This window comes from Paenibacillus sp. 1781tsa1 (assembly GCF_024159265.1).
GTDB lineage: Bacteria > Bacillota > Bacilli > Paenibacillales > Paenibacillaceae > Paenibacillus.
The window spans coordinates 4,048,214-4,063,745 of the sequence record NZ_JAMYWY010000001.1 but is presented as its reverse complement, the minus strand read 5'-3'; the positions used below and the strand labels follow the sequence as shown (position 1 = coordinate 4,063,745).

The 15,532-nt window shown below is 41.7% G+C and carries 14 protein-coding genes; 12 read left to right on the top strand and 2 right to left on the bottom strand.

Annotated features, from left to right (window positions below; genetic code table 11):
• Positions 1-106 precede the first annotated feature (106 nt).
• From hflX to glnA, 4 genes are all read left to right on the top strand, one after another.
• Positions 107-1,393, top strand: coding sequence for a GTPase HflX (gene hflX, locus NKT06_RS17835; protein WP_253437272.1), 1,287 nt, complete (start codon positions 107-109; stop codon positions 1,391-1,393).
• 83 nt (positions 1,394-1,476) lie between these two features.
• Positions 1,477-2,730, top strand: coding sequence for a methionine gamma-lyase family protein (locus NKT06_RS17830; RefSeq protein WP_253437269.1), 1,254 nt, complete (start codon positions 1,477-1,479; stop codon positions 2,728-2,730).
• A gap of 82 nt (positions 2,731-2,812) precedes the next feature.
• The gene (locus NKT06_RS17825; RefSeq protein ID WP_056689944.1) at positions 2,813-3,226 is read left to right on the top strand and encodes a MerR family transcriptional regulator; all 414 of its coding nucleotides are present in this window, start codon (positions 2,813-2,815) and stop codon (positions 3,224-3,226) included.
• A 129-nt stretch (positions 3,227-3,355) separates the two neighbouring features.
• Positions 3,356-4,684 carry a type I glutamate--ammonia ligase gene (glnA, locus tag NKT06_RS17820; RefSeq protein ID WP_253437266.1) on the top strand — a complete coding sequence of 443 codons (1,329 nt, stop codon included), beginning with the start codon at positions 3,356-3,358 and terminating at the stop codon, positions 4,682-4,684.
• Between the two features lie 624 nt (positions 4,685-5,308).
• Here the strand turns inward: glnA and NKT06_RS17815 are convergent.
• Complete coding sequence (locus NKT06_RS17815; RefSeq protein ID WP_105599244.1) at positions 5,309-5,776, bottom strand: hypothetical protein; 468 nt, start codon at positions 5,774-5,776, stop codon at positions 5,309-5,311.
• Between the two features lie 885 nt (positions 5,777-6,661).
• Between NKT06_RS17815 and NKT06_RS17810 the strand changes: the two genes are divergently transcribed.
• Entirely contained in the window at positions 6,662-7,966 is a 1,305-nt protein-coding gene (locus NKT06_RS17810) for an aldehyde dehydrogenase (protein WP_253437263.1), read from the top strand.
• 105 nt (positions 7,967-8,071) lie between these two features.
• On the opposite strand, the gene lexA is transcribed toward NKT06_RS17810, so the two are convergent.
• Positions 8,072-8,698 carry a transcriptional repressor LexA gene (gene lexA, locus NKT06_RS17805; RefSeq protein ID WP_017688034.1) on the bottom strand — a complete coding sequence of 209 codons (627 nt, stop codon included), beginning with the start codon at positions 8,696-8,698 and terminating at the stop codon, positions 8,072-8,074.
• Positions 8,699-8,994: 296 nt separating this feature from the next.
• Here lexA and NKT06_RS17800 point away from each other — a divergent pair, with 296 nt between their 5' ends.
• From NKT06_RS17800 to NKT06_RS17770, 7 genes are all read left to right on the top strand, one after another.
• Positions 8,995-9,372 carry a LysM peptidoglycan-binding domain-containing protein gene (locus tag NKT06_RS17800; protein WP_253437260.1) on the top strand — a complete coding sequence of 126 codons (378 nt, stop codon included), beginning with the start codon at positions 8,995-8,997 and terminating at the stop codon, positions 9,370-9,372.
• Between the two features lie 94 nt (positions 9,373-9,466).
• Positions 9,467-9,676: a DUF896 domain-containing protein gene (locus NKT06_RS17795; protein ID WP_253437257.1), complete on the top strand. Its 210-nt coding sequence runs from the start codon at positions 9,467-9,469 to the stop codon at positions 9,674-9,676.
• Positions 9,677-9,800: 124 nt separating this feature from the next.
• Positions 9,801-10,310: a hypothetical protein gene (locus tag NKT06_RS17790; protein WP_253437254.1), complete on the top strand. Its 510-nt coding sequence runs from the start codon at positions 9,801-9,803 to the stop codon at positions 10,308-10,310.
• Positions 10,311-10,338: 28 nt separating this feature from the next.
• On the top strand, positions 10,339-11,130 hold the full coding sequence (locus tag NKT06_RS17785; RefSeq protein ID WP_253437251.1) for an HAD family hydrolase: 792 nt from the start codon (positions 10,339-10,341) through the stop codon (positions 11,128-11,130).
• 586 nt (positions 11,131-11,716) lie between these two features.
• The gene (locus NKT06_RS17780) at positions 11,717-12,646 is read left to right on the top strand and encodes an ABC transporter permease (RefSeq protein WP_371129062.1); all 930 of its coding nucleotides are present in this window, start codon (positions 11,717-11,719) and stop codon (positions 12,644-12,646) included.
• 12 nt (positions 12,647-12,658) lie between these two features.
• Positions 12,659-13,531, top strand: coding sequence for a carbohydrate ABC transporter permease (locus NKT06_RS17775; RefSeq protein WP_036613592.1), 873 nt, complete (start codon positions 12,659-12,661; stop codon positions 13,529-13,531).
• Between the two features lie 287 nt (positions 13,532-13,818).
• Positions 13,819-15,453, top strand: coding sequence for an ABC transporter substrate-binding protein (locus NKT06_RS17770; RefSeq protein ID WP_253437247.1), 1,635 nt, complete (start codon positions 13,819-13,821; stop codon positions 15,451-15,453).
• Positions 15,454-15,532 lie beyond the last annotated feature (79 nt).

Genomic DNA, 15,532 nt, shown 5'->3' with positions numbered 1-15,532 from the left:
TTTTACACTAGCCGGCCGGGCCAACCGGTTCGGCTTAAGGCATGCCATGGCATATTTGTGGTAATGAATATTAACGGATTAGTACTTAGAGGGAGTGAACATATACATGACAAATGGCACGCATGATACAGATATGGTCAAAAAAGATCGCGCCGTCTTGGTGAGTCTTGTTACGGATGATGTAAAACGTACAGGTATCAATCCTGAGTATTCTTTAGAGGAATTGGTGAAGCTTGCCGAGACAGCTGGAGTGGAAGTGCTGAGTGTGCTTTCTCAGAACAGGGAAAAACGGGATACCAAATGGTTCATTGGTAAAGGTAAGGTAGAAGAACTTCGTGCAATTGCAGAGGAACTGGGAGCAACTACAGCTATTTTTGATCAGGAATTGTCAGGCGCACAGGTTCGTAATCTGGAAGAAACTCTGGATCTTAAAATTATTGATCGTACCCAATTAATTTTGGACATTTTTGCACAGCGTGCCAACACTAGAGAAGGTATCATTCAAGTGGAATTGGCTCAACATAGCTACTTGTTGCCACGGTTGTCGGGTCATGGCAAGAATCTGTCCAGACTCGGTGGCGGAATCGGAACAAGAGGCCCGGGTGAAAGTAAGCTGGAGACAGACCGTCGTCACATCCGTGGGCGCATTGATGATCTGAAGCGTCATCTGGAAGAATTGACTCGTCATCGTAAGTTGCATCGTGAACGCCGGAAGAAGACAGGTATTGTTCAGGTGGCCCTTGTTGGTTACACCAACGCTGGCAAATCAACCTTGCTCAAGCAGTTGACTGCGGCAGATGTGTATATTCAAGATCAGCTATTTGCTACCTTGGACCCAACTTCACGCACGATGGAACTTCCAAGTGGTAAAGAAATCGTACTTACTGACACGGTTGGATTTATTCAAAATCTCCCGCATGATCTGATTGCAGCTTTCCGGGCAACGCTGGAGGAAGTAAATGAAGCCGATCTCATCCTGCATGTTGTGGACGCCTCATCAGCTATGCGTGAAGATCAGATGCGGACGGTTAACACGATTCTGCAAGAACTTGGTGCAGGGGATAAACCGCAGTTAGTCCTGTATAACAAAAAAGATGCGTGCACACCAGAGCAGCTTGAGATGCTTCCACTGGATAAAGATCATATTAAAGTAAGCGCATTAGACTCAGAAGATCTGCTTAAAATCCGTGAATTAATTCAGACCGAGCTTACTGGTGACACGAAACGCTTCCGTATTCCGGCAGAACGTGGTGATCTTACGTCGGTACTCTACAAAATTGGTGATGTAGTGGATACCAGCTTTGAAGAGAATGATGTTATTTATGAAGTGGAATTGCAAAAAGGTGAATATGAGAAATTTGGTTATATGCTCGAAAATTTTATTGAATCGTAATACTCATGACATATTGATGTGATAAGTTACACGATAATGGCTATTCAACGTCAGATTCGTGCTATGAAGGGGAATGAAGTAAGATGGTAAGCTTTGATTCAGAAATATCTGAACTTCAACATCAAGTTGAGCGTCAGATTGAAGGACAACTTCAACAGATTGATCGGATCACAGATCACAATCAATGGAAGGTGATTAATGCTTTCCAACAGCGAAAAGTAAGTGATTTTCACTTTGCAGGATCAACAGGTTATGCATATAACGATCGTGGGCGTGAAGTGCTTGATGAAGTATATGCTGATGTGTTCGGCGCAGAAGCCGCGTTGGTACGTCCTCATTTCGCTTCGGGTACTCATACGATTAGTACAGCTCTCTTTGGCGTGTTGCGCCCAGGTGACGAACTATTGTACATCACGGGTAAGCCTTATGACACATTGCATAAAGTGATTGGCAAACCCGGTGATGGTACAGGTTCGTTACGCGATTTTGGTATCGGCTACCGTGAGACGGCTTTAACTGCTGAAGGCAGCGTGGACTGGGCAGCAGTTGAGAAAAGCATTACACCGGCTACAAAAGTCATTGGGATTCAACGTTCACGTGGTTATGACTGGCGCTCATCCTTTTGTGTTGCTGAAATTGCTGAGATGGTTACGCGTGTTAAAGGGCTTAAGGAGGATGTCATCGTATTCGTGGATAATTGTTACGGTGAATTCACAGAAGAACGTGAACCGACAGAAGTCGGAGTTGATCTGATGGCCGGATCACTTATTAAGAATCCTGGTGGAGGTATTGCGGAAACCGGTGGATACATATGTGGGAAGGAACAGTACGTACAGTTGGCAGCTTATCGCCTGACAGCCCCTGGAATTGGGGGAGAGGTTGGAGCAATGCTGGGGACAACACGCGGCATCTACCAAGGACTTTACATGGCGCCGACAATTGTAGGACAAGCTATCAAAGGTAGTACGTTTGCTGCTGCGATGTTTGCTGAATCCGGATTTGTAACCAAACCCGCTTGGAATGAAGCTCGTACTGATCTGATCCAGGCTGTTCAGTTCAGCTCTGCTGAGCACTTAATTGCCTTCGTGCAGGGGATCCAGCGCGCAGCAGCGGTGGATAGTCATGTGGTTCCTGAACCGTGGGATATGCCTGGTTATGAACATCCTGTCATTATGGCGGCAGGTACGTTCATTCAGGGCGGAAGTCTGGAATTATCAGCCGACGCGCCTATTCGTGAGCCGTATATCGGGTATATGCAGGGCGGATTAACGTACTCTCATGTCAAATATGGCGTTTTGATGGCATTACAGACCATGAAAGATCGTAAATTATTGTGAGTTTATCTAACACGTCATTGACACTTGGTAATAACTAAATGTACAATAGGGTGAAGAATAGATGACTGGAAGGTTGATGAACATGGGTGATGAAATTCGCAGAAATATGGCCTTATTCCCGATTGGTATTGTAATGAAACTTACGGATCTCTCTGCACGTCAGATTCGTTATTATGAGCAGCACAGCTTGATCGTTCCTGCGAGAACGTCAGGTAATCAGCGGTTATTCTCTTTTAATGACGTAGAGAGATTGCTAGAGATTAAGGCTTTGATTGAAAAAGGAGTTAACATCGCCGGGATCAAACAAGTGATGAATCCTGTTTCGAAAGAATCCGAGGAAGCTACAGTTATCACGCCAGATACTGAAGTTAAACGCAGAGAGCTGTCCGATACGCAGTTGCACCGCTTGTTGAAACAGCAGCTTGTATCAGGTAAGAGACCTGGACAAGTATCTCTCATTCAGGGAGAGCTTTCCCGATTCTTTAATAAAAAGTAAATTCGCATAACTTGGCGAGTGGGGGGAAAACATGCACTTTTGGTGTGAGACTCCTTGACCCGTGGAACTTTCTAATGTACAAATATAACAGGCAAGCCAAATACGCAGATAAGAAAGGGAGAGGTTATAGTGAGTTATACAAAAGAAGACATTCTCCGCATTTCGAAAGAAGAAAACGTACGATTCATTCGATTGCAATTTACCGATTTGCTTGGAGCTATCAAAAACGTTGAGATTCCTGTGAGCCAGTTGACTAAGGCTCTGGATAACAAAATGATGTTCGATGGATCTTCCATTGAAGGTTATGTACGTATTGAAGAGTCCGACATGTACCTCTATCCAGATCTAGATTCTTGGCTTATTTTCCCATGGGTAGCAGAGAACCGTGTTGCACGCCTGATCTGTGACGTATATCTTCCGGATGGTAACCCGTTCCCAGGAGATCCACGTGGCATCTTGAAACGAAACCTGAAGGAAGCCCAAGATATGGGATTCACTTCCTTCAACGTTGGTCCTGAACCTGAGTTCTTCTTGTTCAAAACAGACGAAAAAGGAAACCCGACTAACGAACTGAATGACCAAGGTGGATATTTCGATTTGGCGCCTACGGATCTTGGTGAAAACTGTCGCCGTGACATCGTTATCACACTTGAAGAAATGGGCTTTGAGATCGAAGCTTCCCACCATGAGGTAGCTCCAGGTCAGCATGAGATCGACTTTAAATATGCTGATGCGCTGAAAGCAGCTGACCAGATTCAAACGTTCAAACTCGTTGTCAAAACGATTGCACGTCAGCATGGTTTACATGCTACATTCATGCCGAAACCACTGTTTGGTATGAATGGATCCGGTATGCACTGTAACCAATCCTTGTTCAAAGGCAGTGAGAACGCATTCGTTGACGAGTCGGACGAGCTGGGACTGAGCAAAACTGCACGTCACTTCATGGCTGGAACTCTGAAGCATGCACGTGCTTTTGCAGCAATTACTAACCCAACTGTGAACTCATACAAACGTCTTGTACCAGGTTATGAAGCGCCTTGCTATGTAGCATGGTCTGCAAGTAACCGTAGCCCAATGATCCGTATCCCAGCTTCCCGTGGTCTGAGTACACGTGTTGAAGTTCGTAACCCGGATCCGGCTGCTAACCCTTACTTGGCTTTGGCTGTTTTGTTGAAAGCAGGTCTGGACGGAATCAAACGTGAGCTTTCCTTACCAGCTCCAATTGACCGTAACATTTACATCATGTCAGAAGAAGAGCGTGTGGAAGAAGGCATTCCAAGCTTGCCAGCTGACCTGAAAGAAGCACTGAACGAATTGATCCGCAGCGAAGTCATTTGTGACGCTCTCGGCGACCACGCCTTGGCTCACTTCTATGAGCTGAAAGAAATTGAGTGGGATATGTACCGTACACAAGTCCACCAATGGGAACGCGATCAATATATTACTTTGTACTAATCCCCGAATCCCTTTCGCCACATGGCGTGAGGGGTTTTTCTTTTTGTGGGCAAGTACCTATTTAAAGAAAAATCAAAGTGCCCACAAAATGCCCACAAAATATTTTTCTATTCGAAAATTTCTTCAGTGAATTTCATTTCTTCCCCGCACTCAAGTGAAAAAAACACGCAGGTATGAGATAGTGAACGGAAAGGGAGGGAGATCACAATGTTGTAAGATTCTGATAACTTTAGATTCAATAACGAACCTAAAAATTTTCTTTTGAATTTTGTTTCGTGACCATGAGTAAAAAATCTTCGTTCAAACTTTGAAAAGATAAATATGATGCATAGCTATTTCAAGAATTTGATGGAATTTCTATGTCAATTAGTGAGAATAAATTGATTTGATCACTAAATTATTACTTCATTTAAATAGTAGATAATAAAGCTTTTCTCAATCTGAATAAGCAATATTGACTCAATGAAACATTCTCTTGAGATACAATTCAACAAATTAAAGGGCATTCTCTCTGGAAAACGAAAAATGAATTTATCGCAGTACTCATCCTTGTCGACAGAGTATAAAAAAATGGCCCACCCATTTATATAGCGGGGAGCCATTGAATATCTACTAAAATATTATTTAGCTGGTTTTTGTGAATTGAATTGTATAGGGCTCATTATAGTTGTTGATACCGTTGTCCATAATTCTGAAGTAAACCTTCTCACCAGGTTTAGCATTCCAACTAATTGCCTCAGGGTATCCCCGTCCATTCCAGTTATCCATTTGAATGGACAGGATCGCACCGCTTGCATTCATTTTAATAACACCCATAACAATGTCGAAGTTAGCTGGTGGAGTGGCTATAACAGAATATGTGATTTCGGATGAACCGTTTGTGTTGTCGACTACATAAAAATCGTTGTCGCTCATGCTATCTAAATACTGTGTTGCGCTAAATCCAGAAGACTGGTTTACACTTGAGTACATCACTTCTGCTGTCTCAAATGAATCGGCCCACCCTGTTTTAGCGAATGCAGAGCTGGAACCGAATGCTAATAGACAAGCAGTTGCCATAACAGAAATAGAGAATTTTCTTAATCTTTTCATATTCAAACCTCCCAAATATACTAGAACCAATAGAGTAAGATTCTGTTTTAATTTTTTATTTGAAATTAAAGATATCGAGTAGATCTCACATAATTAGGTTGGCCAACCATGGTTAAATATACCATATAAGATTGTTATTTGTAAATAATACAGTTGTAAAATGTTGGATTTATGAATATTCTTTTGGAATACTAAGGTTGACTAATTAATAGAAATGATCTATTTTTGCAACAAACATGCCTTTTATCGAACAAATAGATTTGGTTGATAATAAGATAAATATACATATAAGACATTATTATTAAAGATGATTTCCTCCCGGTAGCCTTATGTTGGTTCGGATATCTATCTGGCATTTACTAAAACATTGATTATGGAGGAGTAGGAGAAGCGTAGCGCACAGTATCCATTAAGAACATGGGAAAGAGAAACTTTCGTGATACATTCGAGTATAGGGGCAAAAATAGGAGCCATCTTCAACGGCTCCTTTGTTTACTATGCAAACAAACTCAAGGATAAAACCACAAATCATTGAATTAGAGAAACCACTTCTCCTCGCCCGCAGAGTTATCCGCAATTAGGACATATGTTGGCAGATGATGACATTGAATGCGTAAGATCTACAAGCTATATCCATCCCTTCAGATCTCAGTACGTATAATCTTCTGTAAAAAAATAAAGATGAATTCTAATAATACCCAATAATTCGCTATAATCAATGGATACTTGCATTAAAAAGAATAGTAGCTTTCTCATATATTAAAACGCCTACCCAATTTCAGATACTTTCAAATCAATATTATGTTGAAAGTTTCATATAGAAGAGGTATACTTTAATTAAATTTTGAACAATTTAATTTTTAATAATTAATTGGAGATGTTAATATGGATCAGGCAAAACAACTAGTGACAGAACAACGTACATTTTTTTATACAGGACAAACTAAAAATATCGAGTATCGGATTAATGCGCTTCAACAGCTTAGAAAAGGGATTGAGAAGTATCAGCAACGGATCCAAGATGCACTTCGGGCGGATTTGAACAAATCTGAGGCGGAAGCTTATGGTTCCGAGATTCGCATTGTTCTTGGTGAACTGGATTTTGCATTAGAACATCTGCAGGAATGGGCTGAACCCAAACAAGTCCCAACCAATTCGGCTATGCCGGATGGGGTGAGCACCATTTATCCTGAACCATACGGAGTAGCGCTTATTATTGCACCTTGGAACTATCCTTTCCAACTTGCATTCGGTCCACTGATTGGAGCAATTGCAGCCGGTAACTGTGCAGTTATCAAGCCTTCTGAATTAACACCAGCCGTATCTCGTCTGACGTATGATCTGATTCAGGAGATCTTCCCTCAGGAGTATATTGCCGTTATGGAGGGGGAAGTTGAAGCCAGCACAGCATTGTTGAAAGAGAAGTTTGATTATATTTTCTTCACAGGCAGCACGGGTGTTGGTCGCATTGTTATGAAGGCAGCTGCGGAGTACCTGACTCCTGTAACTCTTGAGTTGGGCGGTAAGAGTCCTGCTATTGTCCATAGTGATGCAGATCTGAAGCTGGTAGCTCAGCGTATTGTTCGTGGTAAGTTCCTGAATGCAGGACAAACATGTGTTGCGCCGGATTACTTGCTTGTGCATGAACAAGTTCATGATGAATTGATTAATCTGATTGGCACAGAGATCAAAGATAAATTTGGGGATGATGTGTTACAAAACACTGATTTCCCGCATATTGTCAACGCGCGTAACTTTGATCGGTTGTCGAAATTCCTCACAGATGGCAAAACGCTGATAGGTGGACGTTCTGTGCGTGAGCAGTTGCTGATTGAGCCGACTGTACTTGGAGATGTGAACTGGGAATCACCTGTCATGCAAGAAGAGATCTTCGGTCCGATTCTTCCTGTATTTACGTACAGTGACTTGAACCCCATGCTGGATGAGATTGTTCGCCGACCAAAACCATTGGCGCTATATCTCTTCACACAGGATGAGGAACTACAGGATCAGGTGCTGAATCAAGTATCCTTCGGTGGGGGATGTATTAATGACACACTTTCTCATATGACTTCACATTATCTTCCGTTTGGTGGTGTAGGAGAGAGCGGTATGGGCTCATATCACGGACAACAGAGCTTTGATGTGTTCTCGCATCACAAGAGTGTTCTGAAACGCAGTGAATTATAAGCCGATAAAACAATATAAAAATAAAAAGAGGTTGTCCTGTTCATCAGGGCAACCTCTTTTTGTATTTCAGTGCATTGCATCTAGTTTTGTTACTCAGGTTAGATATTAATGAATATCTCGGAAAAGGCCAATGACTTTACCCAGAATACTAACGTGTTTCAAACGTAAAGGTTCGAAGGTCGCATTCTCCGGTTGAAGGCGAATATGATCTTTCTCTTTATAGAACGTTTTCACTGTAGCTTCATCGTCTTCAGTCATTGCAACAACGATATCACCGTTATCAGCAGTTTGCTGTTGACGGACAATAACGTAATCTCCGTTAACGATTCCAGCTTCCACCATACTATCTCCGACTACCGAAAGCATAAACACTTTCTGTTCGCCTACATAATGTGTAGGAAGAGGGAAGTAGTCTTCAATGTTCTCGGTTGCAGTGATTGGAACCCCGGCTGTAACCTTACCAACGACAGGAATACGTGCAACGCTATGAGCAAATTGATGAGAATGCTCAGATTCTTCCTGGCTCAAAAGCTCAATGGCTCTTGGCTTGGTAGGGTCGCGTCGGATCAAACCTTTTTTCTCCAAACGATCCAAATGTCCATGTACTGTTGAGCTGGAAGCCAGTCCAACCGCTTCACCAATTTCCCGTACGGAAGGAGGATACCCCTTCAACCGGACTTCATTTCGTATAAACTCCAGAATAGCCTGCTGCCTGCTGGATATCTTCGACATACCGTATCAACCCCATTTTAGTAACGTTTGGGAAAATTATAACATAGAACCTCCGTTCGTACAAACATAAGTTCTAAATATAATGGCATTAAATCAGTGTTTTTTAACTTATAGAACAGAATTTGTCCAATAGCCAGAGCATAATACTGCAAATGCTTTGCAAGAGGGCTTGAATTAAGATAGTTCTCCTTCGAAAAATAAGCGAACAATTGTTCTAAAAATCTATTGAACAAAACAAGTGTTCGTGTTATATTGATTTCAACAGATAGGAACAAACGTTTGGAGGCGGGTATTTAATGAAATATTCAACTTATCAAAGTATTTATGAACCGATGAATTCGGAACTGGTGAAGTCTAACATAGGGAACTACAAGAAGGTTTTAGCGCGTTTCAAGATTTCTTCATGGATGTTAAAGATAGCCATTACCTCATTGATTATATTTATTGGATGCAGCACTGTTTTAACTGTATTTGCTGGCAATGAGAACGATGTTCTGCCTGGAGGAAAGATAGCCGTTTCACAAGGAGAAACATTATGGAGTATTTCTTTGGAACATAAACCGACAAATATGGATACACGTATATATATAGAAGCAATTAAGAAAGTGAATCAACTTCAAGCGACTTCCATCCAAGTGGGGCAAGTACTAACTCTACCGCAATTCGCAGAATAAAAGCACATCAATGAGTGTTAACGCGTGTCAGCTTGACAAGCTGCCTTTATCATGGCAAAGTTAATATGACTTTGTATTTTTGGAGGGGACAAGCTTGGATATAGATAGTCTGGTAGCACGCATTAACGAATTGGCTCGTAAGCAAAAGTCCACTGGATTGTCGGAGGAAGAACTTGCTGAACGTGCTGAGTTAAGAGAGATTTATTTGAGTAATATTCGCAGTAATTTCAGACAACAACTGGATACCATTGAGATTGTTGATGATGAGAATGACAAAGGCCGCCAAGGCAAACTCAAACACTAACGAAACCTAATGATATCATTATGATATTTAGGTTTCTTCCTGTTATTTTGAGTGTGCAATTTATAGGGGGAAATGTTGGTTTACAGTTATGTAGCCGATACAAAGACACATAAGGGGGATTCTCATGTCGCGTTCGTTCGAGAGAACGGTTAAGAAAAATTCCAAGCAGTTAAATCAGCAACGCAAAAAAAGTGGTCAACCAATCACAGGTACACCAGGTGAAGAAGTCTTTAAGGGACGCAGCCTTTTGTTCCCTATATTTTTGATTGGTCTCGCCTTTTTGTATCTGTTTATGAGCACGTTCCTTGTGCAAGCTCCGATGACAACCTGGGACTGGGTGACGATGTTGCTTTACGTATTTTTGGCAGTCATCTTCATGCTTCGTCGTCCATATATCAAGATTAGCAGTAATCGGATTATAACGACGAAGGGTAATCGTGAACGTTCAATCGGGGTTGAAGATATTGTCAAATTCAGAATTGAACCAGGCACAGTTGTTATCGAACATAAAAGTCGCGGGAAAAGATGGGTGTTCACCAAGTTATTGAACCGTTACGATACAGATGCGATTGCAGAACGTTTGCTGAAGTTTGCAAAAGCACACCAGATCACCGTGGAAACCGTCGAAAAGTAATTATTGCATAAAGGGGTAGATGATCGGAATGGCGTTAAAAGCGATTTTGTTCGACCTGGATGATACTTTATTGTGGGATGAGCGCAGTGTTCGAGAAGCATTTCATGAGACTTGTCTAATTGCAGCACAAGAGACTGGGGTCAAACCCGAAGAACTTGAAGAAGCTGTTCGTAACGAGGCACGTGCACTGTATGAATCTTATGAGACCTTTCCTTTTACCAAAATGATTGGAATAAATCCGTTTGAAGGCCTTTGGGCCAACTTTAGTGGAGGGGATCAAGCTGAGTTCCGTCAGTTGGAACAACTTGCTCCAGTTTACCGTAAAGAATCCTGGCGTCGTGGCTTGTTGAAATTGGGTATAGATCAGGAAGACCTTGCTGAACAACTGGCCGCGCAGTTTGGAGTAGAGCGGAGATCCAGACCTCATGTGTACGAAGAAACGATGGATACCTTGCGTCAGTTACAAGGGAAATACAAACTGTTGCTGTTGACGAACGGTTGTCCTGCTTTGCAACAAGAGAAGTTGGATGGTGTACCTGAATTGACTCCTTTCTTTGATGAGATTATTATCTCGGGTAACTTTGGAAAAGGAAAACCAGATCCCTCCATATTTGAGCATGCTTTGAGTAAACTGGGTGTTAAACCCGAAGAGAGCATGATGGTTGGGGACAAGTTGACGACTGATATTCGTGGTGCTCTATCATCAGGCATCCAAGCCGTATGGATTAACCGTGAGCATAAGACCAACAATGAAACGTATGCGCCTGACCATGAAATAACGCATTTATCGGAATTAAATCAGCTTATTGCTAAGTTCTGAGCAGATCAGCTATAACATCTTTCCTCAGCACCCTGAAACATTGGAAGCTTCAATGAACGATGATGACGTTCTTGAAGTTACCAATGTTTTTTTATTTGAGCATATTGACTAAATAACCTTGTTAAATGAGATTTCCATTTATTTTGCTAAAAGTTATTGAAATTAGGGGGAAGCTGGATTAGAATATAACTAACATACTAGTATGACTAGTATTTAGATTGTCTTAAGCAATTTCTTTTGACTTAATTCATTTGAATGGAAGCAGGAGTTGTTGCTAATTATTTTCGGTTTATTGTAAGCGCTTTATACACTTCGGAGACCTTCTTTCGATTTGGAGATCACATCAATTATTAAGTGCTAATTCATGAGGTGAAGCACCTTGGATTGTGTGGTTTTACATAACACATTAAAATGATATCGCTTACATTCAGCTGTTATCTATTTCGTAGTGGGGGTGAAGTTGAAGGATTGGTTGTCTTCTACAAAAAGAAGCGATGGGAATTGCCCATGAAACAGTCTATATCTATCAAGTTCTGGATTGGAGTGAAAACACATGGAGTCGGAAACCGCTAAAACAACGTTAACCATGACATCTTTACGTAAAGAAAGCAGATTACGAACGGCAGCAACCTTGTTCCGCAAAGACTGGCAGTTGTATTCACTATTAATCCTTCCCATCATCTATCTCCTTATTTTTAAATATGGGCCGATGATCGGTAATGTGATTGCGTTCAGACGCTTTGTTCCCGGGGGAAGTATATTTGGAGAAACGTGGGTTGGATTAAGATACTTCAAAATGTTCATTGAGGACCCTACCTTCTGGAGAGTATTCGGTAACACGCTGATGCTGGGCGGACTCGCGTTGCTCTTTACATTCCCGGTTCCAATCATTTTTGCCTTGATGCTTAACGAAGTGAAGAGTAAACGATTCAAAAAGTTTGTACAAACTGCGTCTTATCTGCCTCATTTTCTATCCATCGTTATCGTAGCGGGTATGATCCTGCAGCTGACAGCAGTGAATGGTTCCATTAATGGACTGGTGGCTTTCTTCACTGGAGACAATATTCCTTTTATGCAGCGAGCTGAGTGGTTCAGAACAATCTATATCACTTCTGAGGTATGGCAGGGTATGGGTTGGGGAGCGATTCTGTATCTGGCTGCACTGACAACCATAGATGATTCTTTGTATGAAGCTGCGCGTATCGATGGTGCCAATCGGTGGAAGCAAACAATTCATGTAACGATACCAGGGATCTTGCCTACGATTGTGACATTATTGATTTTGAACATGGGTAATTTCCTTGCTGTTGGATTTGAAAAAATCTTACTCTTGTACAATCCGCTGATCTACGAGACATCTGACGTGATCTCCACTTACCTGTATCGGGTCGGACTGGAATCCAGTAACTTCAGTTATGCTACCGCAATTGGCTTGTTCGAATCGCTGATCGGTCTGATTCTGGTGTTCTCCGTAAATGCGATCTCACGCAGACTGACACAAAGAAGCTTATGGTAAAGGAGGAGCATCATGCAGGAATCCAGATCTTACAAGGTATTTAAAGTATTCAATGTTATCTTTCTGCTGTTCGTGGTATTTATAACACTCTATCCATTCTTAAATGTCGTGGCACAATCCTTCAGTAGTGAGTCCTATATCAATTCGGGCAAGGTTAGTCTGTTCCCAAGAGGATTCAATGTGGAGACGTATAAGACCATCTCGCGTGACAGCATGTTCTGGACGAATTATAAAAATACGATTATCTACACTGTGGTAGGTACGTTAATCTCCATGTTCATGACGACTATTTTCGCATATGCCCTGTCCAAAAAGAGATTAATGGGTCGCAAGTTTCTGACCATGTTCGCCGTATTCACTATGTTCTTCAGTGGTGGATTGATTCCAAACTATGTGTTGATTAATTCCCTTGGGTTCAACAACACCATGTGGGCACTCGTTGTTCCTGGCGCAATTAGCATATACAACATGCTGATCATGAAGTCATTTTTTGAAAATATGCCTGAAGAACTGGAGGAAGCTGCCTCCATTGACGGTTTGAACACTTACGGGATTTTGTTACGCATTATTTTGCCACTAAGTAAAGCAGTTATGGCAACCATGGTGCTGTTCTACGCAGTAGGTCATTGGAATTCCTGGTTCCCAGCCTTTCTGTATTTGGACAAAAAAGAACTGTTCCCGGTCACCATTTATTTACGCAATATGATTGCAGGAGCGACAAGTGGGGCGTCTGCCGGTGCAACCTCAGCGGATAACCTGACACAGATTGCTGCCAATATCAAATCAGTAACGATGGTATTAACCATCTTGCCGATACTCACCATCTATCCATTTGTCCAAAGATACTTTGTAACCGGTATCATGTTAGGGTCTGTTAAACAGTAATACGCAGCAACATATAAATTGAATTAAAGATGGATTTACACGGTACACTCCGATGACAGAATAACCTTTCAATCGCTGTTATCCCCAGATTTTTTCGATTCCCTTTTTAAAAGGAAAAATCCGGTGATAAAGGCGAGCGCTTCGCTTTTTCAGGTTTTTTCTGTCCTCTCCGTTTTGTGTAAATGAATAGTTCAATTTATATAGAGTGATTCACATGATTAACATTTAGATGTTGTTTAAAGTTTAAGGCAAGGTCAACCTAAACCAAATTCAGGGGGATAACCTAAATGAATCAAAAGCCACGTAAGTTTGTTGGTAAAATGGTGATGGCAACAATGATGAGCGTTGTTTTGGCTGCATGTAGCAGCGGTAATGGAGACGGAGGTGACGTCACAGAAGTTCAAACCAAGGCAGCGATGGAGACGTACAATGTAGGTGACACATTCAAGGCAACTGAGCCGTTTAATCTATCCATACTATACAGTGATCATCCTATTTATCCTTTTAAAAAAGACTGGTTACTTTTCGATAAAATTACCGAACTGACGGGTGTTACGCTTGAGCCAACGATTGTTCCCATGAGTGACTACTCTCAGAAGAGATCCCTTCTAATCAGTTCAGGCGATGCACCGCTGATTATTCCCAAAACCTATCCTGGTGAAGAATCTGCATTTGTATCTTCCGGTGCGGTCTTGCCCATTAGTGATTACATTGATTTGATGCCAAACTTCAAGGATAAAGTGGAAAAATGGGGTTTGGAAGATGAACTCGAAGGACTTCGGCAAGAAGATGGAAAGTACTATGTGCTCCCGGGTCTGCATGAAGAAGTATGGCCGGATTATACATTACTGGTAAGAACGGATGTTTTTGAAGAAAATAACATCGCCATCCCGACGACATGGGACGAATTGTATGATGCAGCCAAAAAGCTGAAAGAAATCTACCCGGATTCCATTCCATTTTCAGATGGATTTAAATTCAATAGTACATTGAACATCGCTGCTACCGGTTTTGGTACCAAGGCTGGATGGGGTTTTGGTAATGGATTGACGTATAAAGAAGATCTGGATGAATTCGTATACACGGCTACAACACCAGAATACAAAGAGCTGTTGACCTACTTTAACAAGTTGGTATCTGAAGGATTGCTGGACAAAGAAAGTTTTACACAGGATGACGATCAGGCAATACAGAAATTTGTATCCGGCAAATCTTTTATGATTAACGGCAATTCCCAAACGCTGGTGCTGCACCGAAATGATATGAACAAAACGCTGGGAGAGGGCAAATTCTCAGTTGAGAAGATTACAGTTCCTGGTGGACCAAAAGGCCAATTAATGTCAGGCTCCAGACTTGAAAACGGTGTCATGATATCCGGAAAAATTCAAAAAAGCGAAAACTTCAAAGCCATTATGCAATTTATTGATTGGTTATACTACAGTGATGAGGGTCAAGAATTTGCCAAATGGGGCGTTGAAGGCGAAACATTTACCAAAGAGGGCGGAACACGTAAATTGGCAGAAGACGTGAACTACAATGGTTTGAATCCAAAAGGAACGAAAGATCTGCGTGTTGACTTCGGTTTCTCTGGCGGTGTATTTGCCTACGGTGGTACAACAGATCTGCTGCAATCGATGTTTAGTGAAGAAGAGTTGAAGTTCCAGCAAGACATGAAAGATACCAAGGAAGTGATCCCGGCTGAACCACCGATTCCATACTCTTCTGAGGACCGTGAACGGGTGACACTTCTGAGTACTCCACTGAAAGATTATTCAGACCAAAATACACTTAAATTTATTTTGGGCGAGCGGGACTTGTCGGAATTCGATACGTTTGCCAAAGAGCTGGAAAGTCAAGGTCTATCCAATTATCTGAAGCTGGCAAATGACACGTACAAAGCCTACAAAGAAAACAAGCAATAACATAGTTAAGGTTGGCCAGATTACCGTTTCACTCCGATATATAAGTGGAACGGTAATTTGTGCTAAGATGAATGAATAC